The 23,258-nt window shown below is 40.5% G+C and carries 20 protein-coding genes; 14 read left to right on the forward strand and 6 right to left on the reverse strand.

Annotated features, from left to right (window positions below):
* The first annotated feature begins 164 nt into the window (after nucleotides 1-164).
* From LZZ90_RS02755 to LZZ90_RS02785, 7 genes are all read left to right on the forward strand, one after another.
* A complete protein-coding gene (locus LZZ90_RS02755; RefSeq protein ID WP_237789149.1) occupies nucleotides 165-494 on the forward strand; it encodes an iron-sulfur cluster assembly accessory protein in 330 nt (109 codons plus the stop codon).
* A 16-nt stretch (nucleotides 495-510) separates the two neighbouring features.
* The gene (sufB, locus tag LZZ90_RS02760) at nucleotides 511-1,959 is read left to right on the forward strand and encodes a Fe-S cluster assembly protein SufB (protein WP_237789150.1); all 1,449 of its coding nucleotides are present in this window, start codon (nucleotides 511-513) and stop codon (nucleotides 1,957-1,959) included.
* The gene (locus tag LZZ90_RS02765; RefSeq protein ID WP_237789151.1) at nucleotides 1,959-2,450 is read left to right on the forward strand and encodes a flavodoxin family protein; all 492 of its coding nucleotides are present in this window, start codon (nucleotides 1,959-1,961) and stop codon (nucleotides 2,448-2,450) included. Before sufB ends, LZZ90_RS02765 begins: the two co-directional genes overlap by 1 nt.
* An 11-nt stretch (nucleotides 2,451-2,461) precedes the next feature.
* Nucleotides 2,462-3,202 carry a Fe-S cluster assembly ATPase SufC gene (gene sufC / locus LZZ90_RS02770; RefSeq protein WP_237789152.1) on the forward strand — a complete coding sequence of 247 codons (741 nt, stop codon included), beginning with the start codon at nucleotides 2,462-2,464 and terminating at the stop codon, nucleotides 3,200-3,202.
* 3 nt (nucleotides 3,203-3,205) lie between these two features.
* The gene (gene sufD, locus LZZ90_RS02775; RefSeq protein WP_237789153.1) at nucleotides 3,206-4,522 is read left to right on the forward strand and encodes a Fe-S cluster assembly protein SufD; all 1,317 of its coding nucleotides are present in this window, start codon (nucleotides 3,206-3,208) and stop codon (nucleotides 4,520-4,522) included.
* A gap of 111 nt (nucleotides 4,523-4,633) precedes the next feature.
* The gene (locus LZZ90_RS02780) at nucleotides 4,634-5,626 is read left to right on the forward strand and encodes a DUF2157 domain-containing protein (protein ID WP_237789154.1); all 993 of its coding nucleotides are present in this window, start codon (nucleotides 4,634-4,636) and stop codon (nucleotides 5,624-5,626) included.
* Complete coding sequence (locus LZZ90_RS02785; protein WP_237789155.1) at nucleotides 5,613-6,770, forward strand: hypothetical protein; 1,158 nt, start codon at nucleotides 5,613-5,615, stop codon at nucleotides 6,768-6,770. The genes LZZ90_RS02780 and LZZ90_RS02785 overlap by 14 nt, the downstream gene beginning before the upstream one ends.
* Nucleotides 6,771-6,784: 14 nt before the next feature.
* Here LZZ90_RS02785 and LZZ90_RS02790 read toward each other — a convergent pair whose 3' ends face one another.
* Genes LZZ90_RS02790 through LZZ90_RS02810 form a run of 5 tightly spaced genes read right to left on the reverse strand, consistent with a single transcriptional unit; the run spans nucleotide 6,785 to nucleotide 9,396 of the window.
* A complete protein-coding gene (locus LZZ90_RS02790; protein WP_237789156.1) occupies nucleotides 6,785-7,270 on the reverse strand; it encodes a hypothetical protein in 486 nt (161 codons plus the stop codon).
* Complete coding sequence (locus LZZ90_RS02795) at nucleotides 7,248-8,441, reverse strand: serine hydrolase (RefSeq protein ID WP_237789157.1); 1,194 nt, start codon at nucleotides 8,439-8,441, stop codon at nucleotides 7,248-7,250. The genes LZZ90_RS02790 and LZZ90_RS02795 overlap by 23 nt, the downstream gene beginning before the upstream one ends.
* The gene (locus tag LZZ90_RS02800; RefSeq protein WP_237789158.1) at nucleotides 8,438-8,617 is read right to left on the reverse strand and encodes a hypothetical protein; all 180 of its coding nucleotides are present in this window, start codon (nucleotides 8,615-8,617) and stop codon (nucleotides 8,438-8,440) included. The genes LZZ90_RS02795 and LZZ90_RS02800 overlap by 4 nt, the downstream gene beginning before the upstream one ends.
* A 3-nt stretch (nucleotides 8,618-8,620) precedes the next feature.
* Complete coding sequence (locus tag LZZ90_RS02805; RefSeq protein WP_237789159.1) at nucleotides 8,621-9,061, reverse strand: hypothetical protein; 441 nt, start codon at nucleotides 9,059-9,061, stop codon at nucleotides 8,621-8,623.
* The gene (locus LZZ90_RS02810) at nucleotides 9,058-9,396 is read right to left on the reverse strand and encodes a PadR family transcriptional regulator (protein WP_237789160.1); all 339 of its coding nucleotides are present in this window, start codon (nucleotides 9,394-9,396) and stop codon (nucleotides 9,058-9,060) included. The genes LZZ90_RS02805 and LZZ90_RS02810 overlap by 4 nt, the downstream gene beginning before the upstream one ends.
* Before the next feature lie 142 nt (nucleotides 9,397-9,538).
* On the opposite strand from LZZ90_RS02810, the gene LZZ90_RS02815 reads away from it, so the two are divergent.
* The 6 genes from LZZ90_RS02815 (at nucleotide 9,539) to LZZ90_RS02840 (ending at nucleotide 13,635) form a co-directional block, all read left to right on the forward strand.
* Nucleotides 9,539-10,753 (forward strand): aminotransferase class V-fold PLP-dependent enzyme, encoded by a 1,215-nt coding sequence (locus tag LZZ90_RS02815; RefSeq protein ID WP_237789161.1) that lies wholly within the window; start codon nucleotides 9,539-9,541, stop codon nucleotides 10,751-10,753.
* A gap of 13 nt (nucleotides 10,754-10,766) precedes the next feature.
* Nucleotides 10,767-11,240 carry a hypothetical protein gene (locus LZZ90_RS02820; protein ID WP_237789162.1) on the forward strand — a complete coding sequence of 158 codons (474 nt, stop codon included), beginning with the start codon at nucleotides 10,767-10,769 and terminating at the stop codon, nucleotides 11,238-11,240.
* A 1-nt stretch (nucleotide 11,241) separates the two neighbouring features.
* Entirely contained in the window at nucleotides 11,242-11,661 is a 420-nt protein-coding gene (locus LZZ90_RS02825) for a SufE family protein (protein ID WP_237789163.1), read from the forward strand.
* Nucleotides 11,662-11,702: 41 nt separating this feature from the next.
* Nucleotides 11,703-12,026 carry an SUF system Fe-S cluster assembly protein gene (locus LZZ90_RS02830; protein WP_237789164.1) on the forward strand — a complete coding sequence of 108 codons (324 nt, stop codon included), beginning with the start codon at nucleotides 11,703-11,705 and terminating at the stop codon, nucleotides 12,024-12,026.
* Nucleotides 12,027-12,102: 76 nt separating this feature from the next.
* Nucleotides 12,103-12,606: a DUF2480 family protein gene (locus LZZ90_RS02835; protein ID WP_237789165.1), complete on the forward strand. Its 504-nt coding sequence runs from the start codon at nucleotides 12,103-12,105 to the stop codon at nucleotides 12,604-12,606.
* 72 nt (nucleotides 12,607-12,678) lie between these two features.
* Nucleotides 12,679-13,635, forward strand: coding sequence for a DUF3078 domain-containing protein (locus LZZ90_RS02840; RefSeq protein WP_237789166.1), 957 nt, complete (start codon nucleotides 12,679-12,681; stop codon nucleotides 13,633-13,635).
* 41 nt (nucleotides 13,636-13,676) lie between these two features.
* Here LZZ90_RS02840 and hflX read toward each other — a convergent pair whose 3' ends face one another.
* On the reverse strand, nucleotides 13,677-14,897 hold the full coding sequence (gene hflX / locus LZZ90_RS02845) for a GTPase HflX (RefSeq protein ID WP_237789167.1): 1,221 nt from the start codon (nucleotides 14,895-14,897) through the stop codon (nucleotides 13,677-13,679).
* Nucleotides 14,898-15,086: 189 nt separating this feature from the next.
* Here hflX and LZZ90_RS02850 point away from each other — a divergent pair.
* On the forward strand, nucleotides 15,087-23,258 hold an 8,172-nt coding region (locus LZZ90_RS02850), incomplete at its 3' end, for a choice-of-anchor J domain-containing protein (RefSeq protein ID WP_237789168.1).

The raw sequence follows: 23,258 nt of genomic DNA on the forward strand, positions 1-23,258 counted from the left end.
AAAAATTGTGATTGCAAAGTAAGAAATCTTGAGGGAATTCGCAATTTAAATCCCTTGATAAGAAAAGACTATGACTGAATAAGTTATAAAAATGTTAGTAGTTAGGTAATAATGGTTTTATGTAATATCTTTGCACTAAATTAGAATTAATCTGTTTTAACGTTATGATTAAAGTTTCAGAAAGCGCAAAAAAGCGCATCGCACTTTTAATGGAGGATGACGGGTTCAGCACAGCGACGGATTACGTTCGCGTAGGCGTAAAAAGCGGTGGCTGTTCCGGCTTGTCGTATGATTTAAAGTTTGACAAAGCTTTAGGAGAAGATGATAAAGTGTTCGAAGACAACGATATAAAAATTGCCGTGGATAAGAAAAGTTTCTTTTACCTAGTGGGAACCACCTTAGAATATTCCGGAGGATTGAACGGAAAAGGATTCGTGTTTAACAATCCGAATGCACAGAGAACTTGCGGATGCGGGGAAAGCTTTTCCTTATAATTTTTAAATTTTAAAAATGTCAAAATACACAGAAGACGACTTAAAGGTCGAACTCGAAAATAAAGAATACGAATACGGTTTTTACACCGACATCGAATCGGAAACGTTTCCTGCGGGACTGAACGAAGATATTGTTCGTGCCATTTCCAAAAAGAAAAACGAGCCGGAATGGATGACCGAATGGCGTTTGGAAGCCTTCCGCGCCTGGACCGAAATGGAAGAACCAAACTGGGCGAACGTACACTACGAAAAACCCGATTTTCAGGCCATTTCCTATTATTCGGCACCGAAGAAAAAAGACAAATACGAAAGTTTGGATGAGGTCGATCCGGAATTACTGGAAACCTTCAAAAAATTAGGTATCTCGATTGATGAGCAAAAGAAACTGGCAGGCGTTGCGGTAGATATCGTAATGGACTCGGTTTCGGTTGCGACTACGTTCAAAAAGACGTTGGCAGAAAAAGGGATCATTTTCTGTTCGATTTCCGAAGCGATTCAGGAACATCCGGAATTGGTTCAGAAATACATCGGAAGTGTTGTCCCTCAAAAAGATAATTTTTACGCAGCGCTAAATTCGGCGGTTTTCTCCGACGGATCATTTTGTTATATTCCAAAAGGCGTTCGTTGCCCGATGGAATTGTCTACGTATTTCCGTATCAATCAAGGAGGAACCGGACAGTTTGAAAGAACGCTTGTGATTGCCGATGAAGGAAGTTATGTTTCGTATTTGGAAGGTTGTACCGCGCCAAGCCGTGATGAAAACCAATTGCACGCAGCCGTTGTTGAGCTAATCGCTTTAGACAATGCCGAAATCAAATATTCGACCGTACAAAACTGGTACCCAGGAAATAAAGAAGGTAAAGGAGGGGTTTTTAACTTTGTGACCAAAAGAGGTTTGTGTGAGAAAAACGCAAAAATTTCCTGGACACAAGTAGAAACCGGTTCTGCCGTAACCTGGAAATATCCATCATGTGTGTTGAAAGGCGACAACTCGATTGGAGAATTCTACTCGATTGCCGTAACCAACAATTTTCAACAAGCCGATACCGGAACCAAAATGATCCACTTGGGTAAAAACACCAAATCAACCATTATTTCCAAAGGGATTTCTGCCGGAAAATCGCAAAACAGTTACCGTGGTTTGGTTCAGATTTCCTCCAGAGCCGAAAACGCACGTAACTTCTCGCAATGTGACTCGTTGTTAATGGGGAACAATTGTGGGGCGCACACCTTTCCGTACATCGAATCTAAAAATACAACCGCAAAAATCGAGCACGAGGCAACCACTTCCAAAATTGGGGAAGATCAGGTGTTCTATTGCAACCAACGCGGGATCCCAACCGAAAAAGCCATTGCGCTTATCGTAAACGGATTCAGTAAAGACGTACTAAACAAGTTGCCAATGGAATTTGCTGTGGAAGCGCAGAAATTGTTGGAGATTTCCTTAGAAGGATCGGTGGGATAATGGGAAATACGGTAATTATTGTCGGCTCTTCACGTAAAAACGGAAACACCACAAGAATCGCTGAGGCAGTAGCTTTGCAATTCGGGATGGATCTTGTGAATTTAAGTGACCATAATTTCTCGTATTACGATTACAACAGTAGCAATATTGAAGATGATTTTCTTCCACTAATCAAAGGGATTATTGAAAAATACGACACTTTGATTTTTGCCACACCGGTGTACTGGTACAGCATGAGCGGGGTGATGAAAGTGTTTTTTGACCGTTTTTCCGATTTGATACGCATCGAAAAGGAGTGGGGCAGGAAACTAAGAGGAAAAAAAATGGCGGTGCTTTCGAATTCCCACGATTTTGAAAACGAATTGGATTACGATTTTTACCTGCCGTTTCGAAAATCGGCCGAGTATTTAGGAATGGATTATCTGGGAAACAAGCATTTTAACGCCGATGTTCCCGAAGAAACACAAAATATAGAATTAGCTTTTTTATAAAATAAAAGACAATGTTATCAATTAAAAACTTACACGCTTCCGTTGAAGACAAAGAAATATTAAGAGGAATCAACCTTGAGGTAAAAGCAGGAGAAGTTCACGCGATCATGGGACCGAACGGTGCCGGAAAGTCTACGCTTTCTTCTATTATTGCAGGAAATGAATCGTATGAAGTAACCGATGGGGAAATCATCTTAGACGGAGAAGACATCTCGGAATTGGCTCCGGAAGAAAGAGCGCACAAAGGTGTATTCTTATCGTTTCAGTATCCAGTGGAAATCCCAGGGGTTTCGGTAACGAACTTTATGAAAACGGCCCTTAACGAAAGCCGTAAAGCAAGAGGAGAAGAGGAAATGCCAGCGAACGAAATGCTGAAACTAATCCGCGAAAAATCGGAACTATTGGAAATCGACCGTAAATTCTTGTCGCGTTCTTTAAACGAAGGATTTTCCGGAGGAGAGAAGAAACGTAACGAAATCTTCCAGATGGCGATGCTCAACCCGAAATTGGCGATTTTAGATGAGACTGATTCCGGTTTGGATATCGATGCACTTCGAATCGTTGCTAATGGGGTAAATAAATTAAAAAGTCAAGACAACGCGGTGGTGGTTATTACCCACTATCAACGTTTATTAGATTATATTGTTCCGGATTTTGTACACGTTTTAATGGATGGAAAAATCATCAGATCGGGTGGAAAAGAATTGGCGCTTGAGTTAGAGGAAAAAGGATACGACTGGTTAAAAAGCTAAACAATGGAATTGAAAGAAAAACTGATTTCATCGTTCATGGCTTTTGAAGAAAAAGTCGATGTAGGCACCCAGCTGCACGACCTTCGCACATCAGCCTTAAAAAACTTTGAAGCAAAAGGGTTTCCGACCAAAAAAGAAGAAGCCTGGAAATATACTTCGCTGAATGCCGTCTTGAAAAACGATTTCAGCATCTTCCCGAAAAAGGAAAACAACATCGATATTAAAGATGTAAAAAAATATTTTTTAAATGATTTAGATACGTACAAGGTAATCTTTATCGACGGGATTTTCAGTACGTTTTTATCCTCGACCACGCATGATGGTTTGGATGTTTGTTTGATGTCATCAGCATTAACCAAACCCAAATACAAAATGGTGATTGATACCTATTTCAATCAAGTGGCCAGCAAAGAGGAAAGTTTAACCTCGTTGAACACTGCTTTTGCTTATGAAGGAGCGTACATTAACATCCCAAAAAGCAAAGTGGTGGAAAAACCCATCGAAATCATCTATTTCTCAACCGGAAAAGAAGATGCGTTAATGGTTCAGCCTAGAAACCTTGTGATTGTTGGGGAAAACGCACACGTACAAATTGTGGAGCGTCATCAGAGTTTGAACGAGAATCCGGTATTGACCAATTCGGTAACCGAAATTTTCGCGCAGAAACGCGCTATCGTGGACTATTACAAAGTACAAAACGATGAGCAAACCGCAAACCTGATCGACAACACTTATATTTCCCAGAAACAGGAAAGCCGCGTTTCGGTACATACCTTCTCTTTCGGAGGAAACCTAACGCGTAACAATCTGAATTTCTACCATCACGGAGAACGCATCGATTCTACGTTAAAAGGAATTACCATCATCGGCGACAAACAACACGTCGATCATTATACCTTAGTGAACCATGAACAACCCAACTGCGAAAGCCACCAGAACTATAAAACGATTCTGGACGGACAATCAACCGGAGTGTTCAACGGTAAAATTTACGTAGAAAAAGAAGCCCAAAAAACGGATGCTTTTCAGCAAAACAACAATATCTTGTTAAGCGACAGAGCGACGATCAACGCGAAACCTCAATTGGAAATTTTTGCCGACGACGTGAAATGTTCGCACGGTTGTACCATCGGGCAGTTGGATGAAAACGCAATGTTCTACATGCAACAACGCGGGATTCCTAAAAAAGAGGCAAAAGCGCTGCTTATGTACGCGTTTACCAGTGAAGTGACCTCGAGTATCAAAATACCGGAATTAAAGGCTAAAATCGCAAAAATCATCGCTACCAAGCTTAATGTGAACATGGGCTTTGATTTGTAATCAGCTTCAAGACATAAAACAGAAAACCGTTCTTCAAGAGCGGTTTTTTCTTTTTTAAGTAATTTCCGATTGGTTCTATTTGCTATATTTGAGTAAATCAATCGCAATTCCATGGAACAACTCCCGGAACATCAGCTCAAAAAACTCCTCGAAAAAGGGTTTCTTTCCGAAGCCCAACATCAGGAAGTAAAAGAATATAAAGCCCTTGGTATTTTTTCCCTGAATACGGAACTTTTGTTTTTATTGTATTTGTCGGTCTTGCTGTTTACCGGCGGTGTAGGAGCTTTAATCTACAAAAACATCGACAGTATTGGGCATATTGCCATTCTGGCTGTGAATTTTGTGTTGATGTTGGTTTGTTTTTACTTCAGTTTTAAAAAGGCGAAAGGGTTTTCCAAATTGGAAGTGGTTTTTGACAATCCGGTGTACGACTATTTGGTTTTGACGGGAAGTTTACTCGCGACTATTTTCATTGGTTACCTTCAGTTTCAGTACAGTGTTTTCGGAACAGATTTCGGTTTGGTTTCCTTGTTTTCAGCCATTCTTTGTTTTGCAGTAGCTTATTATTTTGACAACCGAACGGTGCTTTCCATGGCGATAACCTCACTAATTGCTTTTGCCGGGATTACTTTGACGCCGAAAACCGTTTTTGAAAACGAGATTTATTCCAATCCGAATCTGGTGTATTTTGGAATTTTCATCGGGGTTTTACTGATTCTCTGGACCTTGTACAGTTTGAAAGAAAAACTTAAAGCACACTTTTATTTTGTTTATTACATTTTTGCGCAGCATTTGTTAGGCATTTGTACCATTGCGGGCTTAATTGAAGACTATTGGTATGGCTTTTTTCCGGTTTTAGTGGGAAGCACTTTATTTTTCTACAAGGAAAGTTATAGGCACAAGGCAACCTCGCTGTTTGTGTTTTCCTTGCTTTACGGATTTATTGGGCTTAATATTTTCTTTATCAGAACGTTGGACGTACTAGGGATTAACGATTTTATCGAACCACTCATCTTCGTTTCCCCGATTTATGTGATATTTTGTATTGTGATGTTTATCAGAGCAGTACGCAACTTTAACAAAGAGAAGCATGCAGGCATATAATAAAGAAATTTTAAACAATGAAGTTTTGGCTGCGCAAGCGAAAGAACTGTACAAAATGAAATTTATCCCAAAGGAGCAATTCAAAGAGATTACTTCCCGATTGACATTATTCAATTCCAGTAGTAATTTATTGGTTCGAATTGGTTTTTTTCTTTTAGGATGTTTGCTTTTATCAGCAATCAGCGGTTTTCTGGCGCTTTTTTTTGGATCAATTTTAGACCGAAATTTTGAAGTATTGGTTTTTGTTTATGGAATCATAGGCGTAATTGGGGCTGAGTTTTTAGCCAGAAACGGGTATTTTGGTCATGGTTTGGACGATGCTTTTGTACTCTCGATCCCTTTGTATTTCTGCATCGGAACAGGGATTACTACAGAATCCATGTCCATGGTTTTTGCAGTAATGACACTTTTAGGATTTGTGTGTTGTCTGCGCTACGTGCATACGCTTTCCGTATTGGTGGGAGGTGTTGGATTTGTTGGCTTTGTATTCGATTTGATTGTAAATCATGCGCTTATGGATAAATTGTTTTTACCTTTCGTTGGGTTTTTCATGGGCGGTGGGTTGTATTTTATCAGTAAAAATTTAAAGAAAAAGGGACGTTTTTATATTTATTCGAATGCGCTATGGGTTGCCAAAGGTTTTGCCTTGCTCCTGATGTATTTCTCCGTAAATTATATGGTGGTTCGAGAGTTTTCCGAAGATTTGATGAACCTTGTGGTAACACCCGGAAATGATATCCCATTGGCTTTTGTATTTTATACATTGACGTTTTTGCTTCCCTTATTTTATATCGGGTATGCCCTAAAAACCAAAGATCGCCTAATGCTTCTCTTAGGCCTTTTTACTTTAGGGTATTCCATCTTTACTATTCGATTCTATTACCACTTAATGCCTTTGGAAATTGCGTTAATCTTGGGAGGAATTCTTCTTTTTGGAATCAGCTATTTAGCCATCCAAAAACTGAAAGACGCCCGGCAGGGAATAACCTTCCAGCCGGATCGTAGTAACGAGAGTAGTTTTCTTTTAACTGCTCAGGCTTTAATTGTTACCACTCAAATTCAGACTAAAATAGTAACCTCCGAGGACAAAATGCCTTTTGGAGGGGGTGGTTTTAGTGGTGGTGGAAGCGGAGGCGGATATTAATGAAAATATAGCCACTAAAAAGCGGCTTTATTTTTTATAAACGCTATGTTTTGTACTGTTCCTTCGCTCGAAACCAATAAGCTCTTTATTTTATGGTTATCATCTCTTACAAAGTGGTATAAGGTGCGTTGGTTGTTCCCAAATTCGTCTTGTTGCACTGGTGTTAACGGAATGTTTTCGTTGTTTTTGTAGCTTAGGAAAAGTTGGTTTCCTTTTTTTGTAAATTGGTAGGTTACCTCTAATTCATCGGAATAAAAATCCCCGATAAATTCATCGATTTGAACAGCTTCCGGTTTCACAAATTCGGCGCGTTTAAAGTAGAAGGGTGTTCCTCCAAAACGGATAACTAAATCAGTATCAGTAGTTTTAGTGAAGTCGTATTTTACGCTTTCGTTGACTGTCCGGTGAAATTTCCCTTTTTCATAACCAGTTAATGCAATTGCTTTTTTTGCCTGGCCTCCTTTGGCTTTGAGCGTATCATTTTCCACTAGGATTTCCATTTTCATATCGCTGTTGACTTCTTTGTATTGCCCGATATAGTGCTGAAATTGTTTTGGATCTGCTTTGAAAACAGCTGTTTTTTTTTACTTTGGATGTCGAGGTATCTGTTGGCAAAATCAAATCTAAAAGTTCATAAGAAAGAGGCGTAGGGTTTATGGGTTCCAGATTTGTCATGATGATGATGCCTAACTGTTTTTCCGGTAGTGTAATTAGCTGTGATTGCCCACCCCAGGCATAACCACTGTGACTGATGGTTCTATAACCTTTGTATTGGTCCAGCATCACGCCACGAGCGTAGTTTGCTTTTTCTTCGGCTTTATAATTGTCACAAGTTGTTAGAAATTCGGTTAATCCTTTGATTTTTAAACTCGTGCCGTTTAGAACATTCAACCATTTCGCCATATCGGTTATTGTCGAAGCCATACTTCCTGCGCCATAACTGTTTTGAATTCTCGGATTCTGAATATAGTTGTTGTCTTTTTGCTGATAACCCACCGCCTTATTCTTGATAATAGATTGATTTTCAACCCTTATTTGGGTATGGATCATGTTTAAAGGATCAAACAATTGTTCTTTAGCGTACGCGTTTAGATTTTTCTGTGAAACCCGTTCTACGATGAGCGCTAATAGCGTATACGAAGTATTGCCATACACTGTTTTGGCTCCGGGAACATGATTCAGTTGTTTTTGTTTTGAAGCGAGTTCTAAAACCGTAGTGTTGTCGTAGTATTCCAAATCATAGTTGAAGCCCTTTAAATCCATTAAAGTATGGTAATTGCTCAGTCCGCTGGAATGGTTTAACAAGTGTTTGATTTTAATTTTTTGCGGATGTTCGGGCATTTCGGGCAAGTACTTTCGGATGTTGTCTTCCAAAGAAATTTTTCCGTCCCGAACTAAGGTCCAGATGCAGGCTGAGGTAAACTGTTTGGCAATCGAAGCCAGACTATGGGCCGTTGAATCCGAATTTCTGATGTTGTAGTCTAGGGAAGCAAATCCAATTCCTTTGGAATAAACCAATTTGTCGTTTTGTACAATGCCAATACTAAGTCCGGGAGCGTTGGGTTTGTCGTATTTTTGGAGCAATTCGTCTATTTTGGAATAGGGATTGTTTTGTGAGATACAAATCCATGAAAGAAAAAGACAACAAGTCCAGATTAACCGGCGTTTCATTTGACTGCTGTTTTGTATTTATGATAAAAAAACATCGGAACCACGCCAAAATTCAGCAGTAAGAAACCAGCAAAAACAATCATGCCTCGAAAGGGCCAGTGCAGGAATTCGAACATAGCTCCAATTCCTAAAATAAAGGCGGTCAGAAAGCCAACCAAGTAGAAGGATTTTTTCATAGTTTATTTATTTAGAAGTAACATTTTTTGAGCTTTCAATTTGTACTGTTCGTAGATAATAAACGGTATTGTAATCAAGATAAGTTGTGAAAATCCAATTAAAATCAAAACCCCTGAAAAAGGCCATTTAAAGATAAAAAACAAGAACCCGATCAGCAGTATAACTGAGTTGATGGCACAGGTTAGGTGCACATTGCGCTTCCTGCGGATAAAACTCAAGATTAAAGCTTTTTCGTTTTTCTCTCTTTGAATAAGTTGCATCGCTGCATAGCCGCCCAGATTGTGTATTGCTTCCTGATAGGCCGTTTCGAAATCGTTTAGGTTTGATTTTTCAAGATGCGTACAGATGTGGTCCAGTAAATCTTCTTTAAAGTCCCTGTCGGTAATGCCGTAAAACGTCAAATTGGTCTCGATATACGTGATGTGGTCGTCGGTTACAATCATGAGTTGATGGGTTTAGGGTTAAAAATCAGATTCAGGGTAGTTATAAAATCATTCAGTTCGGCACTGAGTTCCAGTACGTATTGTTTACCGGTTGCCGTGATTTTATAGTACTTTCTTACCCGTTTTCCTATAAAAACCTTTTCGGTTTCCAGGATGCCGTCCGCTTCCAATTTGTGTAAAATCGGATACAAAGCCCCTTCGGAAATATCGATCTTGCCCGAAGTGATTTCCTTTACTTTCTGTGTGATTTCATAACCGTACATCCTGTCGTTCTCGCTGATGAGTTTTAAGATGATCGGCAATAAAGTCCCTTTGGTTAATTCTTTACTATACATAGTTTAAATATACATTTTATTTAGATGTATTTGTATTAACGCTATTGTTTTTTTGATATTGTGTTTTTAGACAGATTTTATCATTTATTTATACTAATTGTAAATAACAAGCCGTAAATTTGCAAAAACTAGAAGTACGAAAATGTTTGATGTTCAAAAAGTAAGAGCACAATTCCCAATATTGTCCCAAAGTGTAAACGGAAAACCACTGGTTTATTTTGATAACGGAGCGACCGCCCAAAAGCCTCAAGTGGTAATCGACGCAATTGCCCAATATTACAGCGAGATCAATGCTAACATCCATCGCGGGGTGCATACACTCAGCCAATTGGCTACGGATGCCTACGAACAGGCGCGTGATACCATTCAAAATCACCTAAATGCGAAATACAACCACGAAATCATCTTCACTTCCGGAACTACGGCAGGGATTAATTTAGTGGCCAACGGTTTTGCCAAATTTGTTAAAGAAGGCGATGAGGTTATGGTTTCCGCTTTGGAGCACCACAGCAACATCGTGCCGTGGCAGTTTTTGTGTGAGAAAACCGGAGCGAAATTGGTCGTAATTCCTATGAACGACAAAGGCGAATTGGTAATGGAGGAATTTGAGAAATTGCTTTCTTCCAAAACTAAAATTGTGGCGGTAAATCATATTTCCAATGCACTGGGAACCATAAATCCAATCAAACATATTATTGAAAAAGCACATAGTGTAGGGGCTGCGGTTTTAATCGACGGCGCTCAGGCCACTCCGCATTTACGCCCGAATGTTCAGGACTTGGATTGTGATTTTTATGTCTTTTCCGGTCATAAAGTGTGTGGTCCGACTGGAGTAGGAATTTTGTATGGAAAGGAAAGTTGGTTAAACGAATTACCACCCTACCAAGGCGGAGGTGAAATGATCAAGGAAGTTACTTTCGAGAAAACCACTTATGCGGAACTTCCTCATAAATTTGAAGCAGGAACGCCCAATATCGAAGCGGGAATTGTTTTAGGAACCGCCATTGACTATTTGAACGGGATCGGTTTTGAGAATATCGCTAACTACGAACAAGAATTACTGGAGTATGCTACGGCAAAACTTCTGGAAATTGAGGGTTTGAAAATCTTCGGAACCAGCGAAAATAAAGCCTCGGTAATTTCGTTCAACATTGAAGGAATCCATCCGTACGACATTGGCACAATTATCGATAAGTTAGGAGTAGCGGTCAGAACCGGCCATCACTGTGCACAACCGATCATGAATTATTTCAATATTCCGGGTACCATCAGAGCAAGTTTTGCGTTCTACAATACCAAAGAGGAAATTGATATCTTTGTGGAAGCGGTAAAAAAAGCGCAGATGATGTTATCTTAAAAACTAAGAAAGTATGAAGGCAATTACAGTATTAGCGTCTATGGTTGTTGTTTTTTCAAGTTGCAACTGTCAAAAAACAGCAGCCGAACAACCAAAAGCAACTCCGGAAAAGGAAATGGTTACACAACAAACAATCCCGACTTTGGAATACGAGGAAAGCACCCGTGGTTTCTTCAGAAGTATCACGGTGGTAAACCAAACCGTAGCGGTAATTAGCGTTCGTAATGGGGAGGCAAAAACCACCAAGATTTCCGACACCGACTGGAAAGAGCTTACGGCTTTATACCAAAAAGTAAACAATGAAAATCTGGCTGGGCTAAAAGCACCTACTGAAAAGCGTTTTTACGACGGTGCCCCGATTGCGCGTTTGCGTGTAATGACCAAGGAAAAAGAGTTCGAATCCGCTCCGTTTGACGGTGGTTTTCCTCCGGCGGAAATTGAACAAATTATAAATAAACTTATCGCCATAGCTGATAAACAACAATAAAATGACCATTAAAGAAATACAGGAAGAGATTGTAGACGAGTTTTCGATGTTCGACGACTGGATGCAGCGCTATGAATACATCATCGAGCTGGGAAAATCGTTGCCACTGATTAACGAACAATTCAAAACCGACGACAATATTATTAAAGGCTGTCAGTCCAAAGTGTGGGTTCACGCCGAGGAACAAGCCGGGAATGTAGTTTTTACTGCTGATAGCGACGCGATTTTGACTAAAGGCATCATTGCTATTCTGGTGCGTACCTTTTCCAATCAGTCACCAAAAGCGATCTTGGAATCCGACACTGACTTTATCGATGAAATCGGGCTTAAAGAACATTTGTCGCCTACGCGTGCCAACGGACTGGTTTCGATGATCAAACAAATAAAAATGTATGCCTTGGCGTTTCAGGCTAAGAATTAATTAAATAGTGCAGATTTTAAATCGCGCAAAGATTGATAAAAATGGAAGAATTTAACGATACCATCAATTTAGGAGAAGACGTTGTAAAAGTATTAAAAGGCATTTACGACCCGGAAATCCCAGTAGATATTTACGAATTAGGATTGATTTACGACGTGATGATCAACGAAGACAACGAAGTGAAAATCTTAATGACGCTAACCTCGCCCAACTGCCCGGTGGCGGAAACCTTACCGCAGGAAGTGGAAGAGAAAATCAAATCCATCGACGCGGTGAAAGCCTGTGAAGTGGAAATTACCTTCGATCCGCCTTGGAGCAAAGATTTGATGAGCGAAGAAGCAAAATTAGAATTAGGAATGCTATAATTCAACGAACAGTTTACAGTCCCGGTTTTCAGTTTTTCTGTAACTGTGGCTGTCTGCTGTGACCGTTACTATAAAAATGGACGAAATCATCAACAGAGTCGCCAACAGTGCGTTACAGGTTTTCGATTTAGAGGATTATTTCCCGAAACAATCTATTGTGGAATTGGATATTTCGCAATGGCTTTTCGGGGGTTTTATTCTGAAGGAAACTGAATTCCGTGAGCAGCTCAAAGCCCATGATTGGGCACAATACCAAGGTAACTACGTAGCGCTTTATTGCTCGGAAGATGCGATTCTTCCCGCTTGGGCTTATGCTTTGGTTTCGGTCTATTTGCAACCGTATGCACTCAAAGTGGTAAATGGTTCCTCAAAGGAATTGCTGCTTTCCCTATATCAGCAAACGCTTGATAATTTAGATTATTCCGATTTTAAAGACAAACCGGTGATCTTAAAAGGCTGTTCCAATAAACCGGTTCCGCAGGAATTGTATGTTTTAGCGGTTCAAAAATTAACTCCTTTTGTCAAAAGCCTTATGTTTGGTGAGGCGTGTTCTTCCGTTCCACTTTATAAGCGCAAATAAACCGTTCAACGATTTTATACACTTTTTCTGAACTATTTTTAGTAATTTGGGTAAAACTGAAAATTCACGCAAATGAGAAAAGTAGTTCCAATAGTGTTTTGCGTTCTGGGAATGCTGAGCGCCAAAGCACAGAATACCGAAAAAGAGTTAATCGACAAAACCTCCAAAGCGGCTGCGAAAACTCACGATACTTTAAATATGGGTTGGAAAAAAGCAGGTACGTTTGTTTTCCTGTTCAACCAATCTTCTTTTAACAACGATTGGCGGGGCGGCGGAACTTCCAATATCGCCGGAAATGCTAGTGTCAATTACGACTTCAACTACAAATCGCCCACCATGGTTTGGGACAATAAGGTTTTTGCCGCTTACGGATTGACCAAACTTAAAGATCAAGACATTACCAAGTCTGACGACCGCTTTGAATTTACTTCTATTGTGGGTAAACGTGTTGATGCGACGTATTGGTATTATTCCGCTTTTCTGAATTTTAAGACTCAATTTGATTCGGGTTTTAAGAAAGAGAAGTACACTGTTAGCGACAACGGAACTCCTTTAAATCCCGCCGATGATATTATGGGTGAACGCGACGTGAAAATCTCGCATTTCTTTTCCCCGGCTTATTTGCAGTTAGGGCCTGGAATGCTTTGGAAAAAATCGGATAATCTAAAGGTGAACATCGCTCCGGCCACTTCGCGTTTTATCTTTGTGCATAAACACTTTACCGATTTTGGTTCCGCTTTTGGGGTTAAGCAGGGAGAAACCATGCGCTTTGAGTTTGGTGCGGCGCTCAACGCGTATTACAAATTCAATATCATGGAGAACATCTCGATGGAAAACATCCTGAACCTGTATTCGAATTACTTGGAAAAACCGCAAAACGTGGACATCGATTACCAGATGAATTTAGTAATGAAGATCAATAAGTACATTTCTACCAATTTGGCGTTTCAGGCCATTTACGACGATAATGCCATTGGAGCCTTTCAAATCCGGGAAGTTTTCGGTTTGGGGGTGAACTATGGTTTTTAAAATAAATAAGAAACCCCAACTTTTACAGCTGGGGTTTTTCTTTAGTCATTATCCACGGCATCTTTATAATCCGGATATAAAAACTTATTGTACGGAAAGCGCGTGATGTGAATTTCACGAACCGCTTCGTAAACCTTTTCGCGGAATTCTTCAAAATTCAATTTATCGGTAGCCGATATAAATAAGGTGTGGTTTTTACCCACTTTGGACATCCAGGTGTTTTTCCAGTCTTCCAAAGTATAATGTTTGGTGGTTTTTTCCTCAATTTCGTCTTGGGAAAGGCTCAGGTGTTTGTAAGCATCGATTTTGTTAAACACCATAATGGTAGGTTTATCGGCACTTTTAATATCCTGTAAAATCTGGTTCACCGATTCGATATGGTCTTCGAAATCCGGGTGGGAAATATCCACGACATGCAGCAATAAATCCGCCTCACGAACTTCGTCTAAGGTACTTTTAAAAGATTCTACTAATTGGGTAGGTAACTTTCTAATGAATCCAACCGTGTCCGATAATAAAAACGGTAAGTTTTTAATCACTACTTTACGCACGGTCGTGTCAAGCGTAGCGAAAAGCTTGTTTTCCACAAATACATCACTTTTCCCCACCGCATTCATCAAAGTGGATTTTCCAACATTGGTATAACCTACCAAAGCCACACGAACCATGGCGCCTCGGTTACTGCGCTGCACCGACATTTGTTTGTCGATGGTTTTGATTTTGTCTTTGAGTAAGGCGATGCGGTCGCGCACGATACGACGGTCGGTCTCGATTTCCGTTTCCCCCGGACCGCGCATCCCAATTCCTCCACGCTGACGTTCCAAGTGCGTCCACATTCCGGTAAGTCGAGGTAATAAATACTGACATTGTGCCAATTCTACCTGGGTTCTTGCATAAGAAGTTTCGGCACGCTGGGCAAAAATGTCTAAAATAAGGTTGGTGCGGTCTAAAACCTTACAATCCAGTTCTCGGGTAATGTTTTTTTGTTGCGCCGGAGTAAGTTCATCGTCGAAAATTACCGTAGTAACGTCGTTTTCTTTGATATAAAGGTTGATGTCTTCCAGTTTTCCGGTTCCTACAAAGGTTTTCGGGTTGGGTTTGTCCATCTTTTGCGAAAAGCGCTTGATCACTTCACCACCCGCTGTATAGGTAAGGAATTCCAATTCGTCGAGGTACTCGTTGAGTTTGTCTTCGTTTTGGTGTTGGGTGATGATCCCGACAATTACGGTTTTTTCAAAGTTTATGGTTTCTTTTTCTAACATAGTCACAAATCAAGAGGCAAAAATAAGTAATTAATATTTAGCAATAAACCAGATATTTATAACACAAGACTGATAAAAATTGAAACATTTGGTCGATTTTTTGTGAATTTTAACACTCCTATTGGGCAAATCCGCAAAAAAGGCTATATTTGGCGATTATACATACTACAAAAAACTAAATATTAACTTATGAAAAAAATTACATTATTAATCCTAATGTCATTATTGCCTCTGATAGGACTGGCCCAGTTCACAGAGAATTTTGACACAGGATTTCCGCCAACAGGCTGGACGGTCTACGACAATAATGTTGGAACTGTTCAAGATTGGGGCTCGACAACGGCACCAACCGCAGTTTACGGAGGAACAGGCCGTTCGGCGTTTGTCCAAACTGAGGATCTGGGTACGGGTGAGATAGCACAAGACTGGCTAGTTACCAATTTGAAAACTGTCCCAACTGATGGAAAGTTAATTTTCTGGATGCGCCAATTGATTGTTGGTAATCAAGGTTCGAAATTTAAAATTATGTTTTCTCCCAGTTCACAAACCGATATTTCTTCGTTTGTGTTGATTGGACAGTTTACAGAAGATGAGTTGAACAGTACAAACAATTCGCAATATTTTGAGCACTCAGTTGATTTTCCGGCGATATACCACAATACTACCGGATATATTGCTTTTGTTAGGGAGATCCCAAATGAACCAAGTAACCCTGTAGGAGTTCAAGATGGAGACCGATTGTTGTTGGATCAAATTAATTTAACACAAGGGTGTAAAGCTCCTCAAGTGCTAAATGCAAGAAACATTACCACAAATTCTGCGTTGCTTTTTTGGCAAAACACTGCGGGAGCGGGAGCAACTCAGTATGAGTTAACGGTAATTAACGAAACAGACTCAAATACTGTAGTGCTGCCTCCGACGCTTATCACTCCAGGAGCGGATGCACTGAATCCTCCATTGGGAGTAATGTATCAGCTGAATTCATTGTTGCCGGCTAAAAGTTATAAATACATTCTAAGAACGTTTTGTACTAATGGAGTTTACAGTAATCCTGTAGAGTTGTCCTTTTTTACTAAAGCCTTAGGAACATCTTGTGCGGAACCTATACCGGTTACGACTATACCTTATTCACATACTAGTAATACGGTGTTGTATTCTGATGCTATTGACGGTTCACCTGGAAGTTCTTGTGGGATTACAGGCAGCTATTTGAACGGTCACGAAGTTATTTATAAGTATACGGCAGACTTCACAGGTAACGTAATTATTACCATGACACCAGGTGGCGGAGCTACCAATACAGGTATGTTTGTTTACAGCAGCTGTGCCAATATCACAAACAACTGTATGGCGGGTGTTGCTAATGCCGGAAGTGGTGTTCGTGAGATTATGCCTTTTGCGGTAACCAATGGAACATCTTATTATATAGTACTTTCGAGTAATGGAACGCCACAAACGTTTGATTATACTTTAATAATTCAAAAATTAAACTGTTTGCCTCCAACGTCTCCTCAGGTGACGGCAACTACGCAAACAAGCGCAACACTTACTTGGGGTGGAACTTCAGTTAATGGTTGGGAATACATTATTCAGTCACCAACGGCAACATTCCCTCCAACAGGATCAGGAATACCGGTGGCTTCAGGTGGTCTTCCAGTAACAGACAACACACTTACGCACTCTACACAATACGTGTTTACCGTAAGAGCGGTTTGTCCTGACGGAGTTACCTATAGTCCATGGACTGCACCAGTTGCTTTTACAACACAGTGTGGTACAGTAACTACATTCCCATATACAGAAGGATTCAACTCAACATCTGCTACAGAATTTTGTTGGTCAAAGTTTAACGGGAATGCCGATGCAAACCAATGGGACATGAACTACACTACGAATGCCTTTGAAGGCGATCAGTGTGCGAGCATTGTTTCAAGTAATGCAACCAATAACGATTTCTTAATTTCACCGAAGTTCAACTTTACGGGAACACAACGTTTACGTTTCAAGTATAGAGCGGAATCTGGAGCAAATCATAATTTTCAGGTGAAGTATTCTACAGCGTCTACTTCTGCTGCAGATTTTAATGCGAACCCGGTTTTATCTTCAATAACGGCAACCAATACTACATATTTAGAAAAGGTAATTAACCTTAATACGATCAATGTACCGGCACATATTTCCTTCCATGTTCCACCGGGAGCAAATGGGGCAAGGATTTATATTGATCAGGTTATTCTGGAAGAAATCCCACAATGTTCTAACCCTACCGATTTAGCGGTTGGAAGTATAGGCTCGAACAGTGCGGTAATTACATGGAATCCAGGATTTAACGAAACTTCATGGCAAGTACAAGTAGTTTCACCGGGAGCTTCTCCAGGTCTTCCTACCGATGGAGTTACTGTTAATGGAACACCAACATATACACCGGCATTAAACAGTTCAACATCGTATGATGTTTACGTATTGGCGAACTGTGGTATTGACGGAACCAGCAGTTGGGTTGGACCGATAAGATTTACAACGTTACAGGTTCCGGGAACAATTGCTTATGTGGATACTTTCGAGTCAAATCCTGAATGGACCCTTAACAGTGGTACCGTTGCTCAAACTAACAAATGGATTATCGGATCTGCCGTAAATAACGGTGGTGCTAAATCACTTTATATTACAAACGATAATGGAGCAACTAACGCTTATACTTTAGGCGCTGCAACTGTTTCTCACGCTTATAGAGATATCGTGATTCCTGCGGGAACTACCAATTTGAATTTAGGTTTTGATTGGAGAGCGGAAGGAGAATCTACCAACGACTTATTAAAAGTTTATTTGGTTCCGAATAGTTTTGTTCCACAATCAGGAACTGCTATTGTTCCATCGGTACCTCTTAATCGTATTAAACTTGGAGGTGATTTAAACAGAACCAGTTTCTTTACCAGACAAAACATTACTGTAAACGGTGCTCTTTTCGCGGGAACTACTGCACGTTTGGTATTCGAGTGGATTAACGACAATGGAGGAGGTTCTCAACCACCGGCAGCTGTTGATAATATTAATTTCTCAGTGTTATCATGTCCGGCACCGTCGGTATTATCAGCTACGGTTTCTTCTTCGACTTCAGCGGTACTAGACTGGACTAACGGAGGATCGGAAGGTTCTTGGGAAGTAGTGATCCAACCAGTAAATACAGGTTATCCAACAGCTTCAAGTGCAATCTTGCCTGTAGGAGCACATCCTTACACAACACCAACACTAAACGATTCTACTACCTATGAGTATTATGTAAGAGCGGTATGTGGTACCGGAAATGAAAGCATCTGGGTAGGGCCGTTTGTGTTCAGTACTCAACAAATCCCGGCAACTTTAAATTATGTTGACGATTTTGAAAACCCTATTAAATGGACGTTCCTTAACGGAACACAAACCAATAAATGGGTAGTTGGAACAGCTGTTAACAACGGTGGAAGTAAATCGTTGTATATCAGTAATACTAATGCAGCAAGTAATAATTACTCGTTAACTTCTGCTACTACTGCGCACGTTTACCGTGACATTCAAATTCCATCTACTGCTGCACTTTTAACTCTTTCGTTTGACTGGAGAGCTAATGGAGAAACCAGTGTGGATTATTTAAGAGCGTGGTTAGTGCCAGTTACCTATACGCCAACTCCGGGTACTTTAATTACTACTGGAGGTGGTCGTATTAATATTACAGGAAATTTATTTGGAACTACTGCATTCCAATCAGAGAACAATATGATTCCTACAGCTGGTTTTGCAGGACAAACCATGCGTTTGGTATTCGAATGGAGAAATGACGGTGCTAACGGTAATCAACCACCGGCAGCTATTGACAATGTTAACTTGTCTGTAGTAACCTGCCCTCCTCCAACGGCTTTAGCGGTTCAAACAACTTCAGCTACTTCGGCTACTTTAACCTGGACTCCGGTTGGACCGGCAACTCAGTGGGAAGTTTACGCTGTTCCTTTTGATGGTGCTACAGTACCGGGACCATTAACAACTCCGACACATACGGTTAATGGTATTCCAGCTCAAATCACAGGATTAATCCCTGGAACACGTTATATTTTCTATGTAAGATCCGTATGTTCTTCTACCGATACAGGACCTTGGACAGAGACTACAGGAGAATTCTATACTAAACCAATCAACGACGAGTGTGTTGACGCTATTTTAGTGCCGGTTAATCCTGATATGCATTGTACACAGGTAACAGCAGGAACCTTAACGTATGCAACTGCTTCGTCACAACCAGCTGCTTCAGGTACACAATGTACCGGAACAGATGACGACGATGTTTGGTTCCAGTTCGTTGCTACCAATAACTATTTACAAGTTTCGTTACAGGATATCGTAGGTACTTCCAGCGATTTAGTGATGAGTGTTTATTCAGGAAGCTGTAGCGGACCAATGTCAGTTGTGGAATGTATTAATGATAACAGTGATGTGTTAAACGGATTAACCGTAGGACAGACATACTACATTCGCGTATACTCCACTGAGGCTACACCTCAAACAGTAACCTTTAACTTATGTATTACCACACCATCAACTTGTGGTAACGCCTCTTCAATATGTACTGTGACACCTTATACCTATGTAAATACTACAGGGGTTGACAGCCAGGGTTCAGTAGGTTGTTTAGGATCTACTCCTAACCCAACGTATTTTACAATTCAAATTGCTCAAACAGGGCCAATTAATCTTGAAATTGGTCAGTATTCTGCTAACGGAAGTGTTACTAACCCTGATCTAGACGTGGATTACGCACTTTGGGGACCTTATACTTCTCAATCTGCAGCGTGTGCTACCGGAATTCCAAATATTCCTCCGGTTCATACCAATAACAATAATGGTTCTCAAACGGATTACGGTTGTAGTTACTTGCCTGATTTTGTTGAGCAGTTAAACATTCCTTTTGCTCAGCAAGGACAGATTTATATCTTGTTAGTAACTAACTTCTCTGACGATCCTGGTCATATAACCATTAGTCAGTTGAATAACAATGCACCTGGTGCTGGTCAGACACTTTGTTGTCCAGATCCATATTTTAAATATGATCCGGTAACGTATTGTACTAACGGAGCGACTAACCCTGTTGCAATCATTAATGCAGGTTCAGTTGCCGGTACGTTCTCATGTGTGAACTCAACTGCTCTTGTTTTTGCTAATACGGCAACAGGAGAGATCAATCTTGCTGCAACACCTCCGGGAACTTATTTGATTAAAAATGATACCACTGGTGCCGCTGGTGCTTGTGCAGGAAGAGAAGCTTATTTTACAGTTATAATTAATGCGCCTTATTCTGCATCAATTGCTTATTCTGCAACTTCTTATTGTAAATCGGATGGTCTTCAGTCAGTAACAATCACAGGGGATCAAGGTGGAAACTTCGGAATTGCAAACGGTCAGGTTGGTTTATCAATCAATACGGATACAGGGCAGATTAATCCTGCTTTGAGTCAACCGGGAACTTATACAGTAGAGTACTACTTCGTTGGAAACAACAATTGTACTTCTGCACCAATCAGAACTACCGTTACCATTAATGCCAGCCCAACTATGGCGCCGGTTGTAACACAGGCAAATTGTACTGTACCAACTGGAACTATTACCTTAACGGCTAACTCAAATTATGAGTACAGTATCGATAACGGAACAACGTTTGGAAGTTCAAATGTGTTTAGTGGATTAAATCCGGGAACAACGTATCAGGTAGCTATTAGAGATATTACTAATGGTTGTATTTCAACTACTTCGGTTATTCTTAACCCGATTCCTAATAATCCACCTGCGCCGACAGCAAGTTTGACTCATCCAGCGACTTGTTCGGGAACAGGTACAATTAATGTTACAGGACCAACATCAGGACCTAGTGTTTATACTAATTTGTTCATTTCTGAGGTGACTGACTCCGATGTATCGGGTAGTTCATTGACTTATATTGAAATTTTCAATGGAACAGGAGCTCCTGTAAATCTTTCAGGATATAAATTACAGGTTTACAATAATGGAAACACAACACCTTCTACCAACTGTGATTTCGCTTTATCAAACTTCACTTTACCAAACAATGGCAAGTGGGTTGTTAAGATAAGTACAAGTCCTAATTTAGGTGGAGTCGTTCCTCATCAGACTGTTTCTCCTTGTGCGGGTATTAATGAGAATGATAACATTCGTTTAGTTACTTCCACAGGAACTCTAATTGATGAATGGGGAGTACGTACTGGTGTTGCCTTTACTCCAAATGGTCAGCCTGGATATACTTACCGTCGTTTAAATACGGTTGTGGCTCCTAGTACAACTTTTAATCCTCTAGATTGGCAAGTTTTAGATCCGGAAGACTATTCTGATCTTAGACAGTTTACAACTTCTGCAGGTGTTAATTATCAGTACAGTATTGATGGTACAACTTTTGGTACCGGAACTGTTTTCACAGGATTGAATCCTGGAAATTATACGGTAACGGTTCAAAATCCTACTACGGGTTGTAAGTCTACTCTTGCAGTAGTGATTAACCCGGCACCAGGTGCTCCAGTTGCTCCAACAGCTGCTCAAACAGTCGCACCTATTTGTAGCTCGCCTACAGGTGAAATTGGAATAACAAATCCAACTGGTGCTACTTTAGAATACAGTGTTGATGGAGTAACGTATCAATCAGGACTTACTTTTAGTAATTTAACTCCTGGAACAACTTATAATGTTTCGGTTAGAGATACTGCAACAGGTTGTATTTCTGCATCAACTCAAGTAACGATTGATCCGTTGCCTGCTGCTCCTGCAGATCCAACGGCAACTCAGACAATTGCACCAACATGTACAACACCAACAGGAACGTTGGTTGTGTCAAACCCTACTGGAGCGACATTAGAGTACAGTGTGGATGGAATAAGTTATCAAGCCTCTGCTACTTTTGGCGGCTTAGTACCAGGAAATTACAACGTAACCGTTCGTGATATAAATACAGGATGTGTGTCTAATGCTGCTACAGTAACTATTGATGCGCTTCCTGCGGCTCCAACTGCGCCAACTGTTTTAGTGACAGTACAAGCAACATGTGTATTACCAACCGGAACTATGGTTGTTCAAACACCGGCTGAGTCTACAGGCTTTGAATATGCAGTTGACGGTGGAACTTATCAAGCAAGTGCAACTTTTACAGGTTTAGCACAAGGTAATCACACGGTTATTGTTAAAGAATTGGCAACAGGATGTGAGTCTGCAACAACTCCGTTCACTATTGATTCGCCTGTTCTTCCAAATGCACCAATACTAGATGCTGCTGCAACAGTTCATGCAACTTGTAATGTACCAACGGGAACCATTGTAGTTCAAACTCCAGCTGAGTCTACAGGTTTTGAATATGCGGTTGACGGTGGAACTTATCAAGCAAGTGCAACTTTCACTGGTTTAGCACAAGGAAATCATACGGTTACTGTTAAAGAGTTGGCATCAGGGTGTGAATCTACTGCAACAGCGTTCACTATTGATGCGCCAGTAGTTCCAACTACACCGTTATTGGACACTGCGGCGACTATCCAACCTACATGTGCGGTTGTGACTGGAACAATTGTTGTTCTAACACCAGCACAAGGTTCAGGATTTGAATACGCGGTTGATGGAGGAGCATTCCAAACGAGCTCAACTTTTGCAGGCTTGGCTTTAGGTGCTCATACTGTTACGGTTCGTGATATCGCTACAGGATGTATTTCTGCAGCTTCAGCTCCAGTAACTTTGGTTACTCCAGTTCCAGTAAATGCACCTAGTCTTTCTATTACGGTTGAACCAACTTGTGATGTGCCAACAGGTACAGTAACAGTTACTTCTCCTATAGGGTCTGGCTATGAATATTCTATTGATAATGGCGTAACTTATCAGTCTTCACCATCATTTGCAACTATTGCTGCCGGTGCATCTTATTCAATTATTGTTCGTGATATTCTTACACAGTGTGTCTCTACTGCAACAACCGGAACAATGGATAATCTGCCACCTGCTGATGTTATTACAATTGATGGAGGATGTCTTAATGGTTCTTATACTTTAACAACAACGACAACTGCTCAAGGAACCTATGCTTGGTTTAACCTTTCTGCACCGGGTGTTGTTTTAGGGACCAACAGCTCTTATGTAGTTACAACTCCTGGAACATATGGGGTTGAATTAACCACTAGCGGAGGTTGTATAAGCTCTGACGATTTTAGTGTGAGCGACATCAGTTGTGAGATTCCAAAAGGTATTTCACCGAATGGAGATACTAAAAACGATGCTTTCGATTTAACTACATTAAATGTGAAAGAACTTAAGATCTTCAACCGTTACGGAAGACACGTTTACCAACAC

The sequence above is a fragment of the Flavobacterium sp. SM15 genome, assembly GCF_022012335.1.
Lineage (GTDB): Bacteria > Bacteroidota > Bacteroidia > Flavobacteriales > Flavobacteriaceae > Flavobacterium.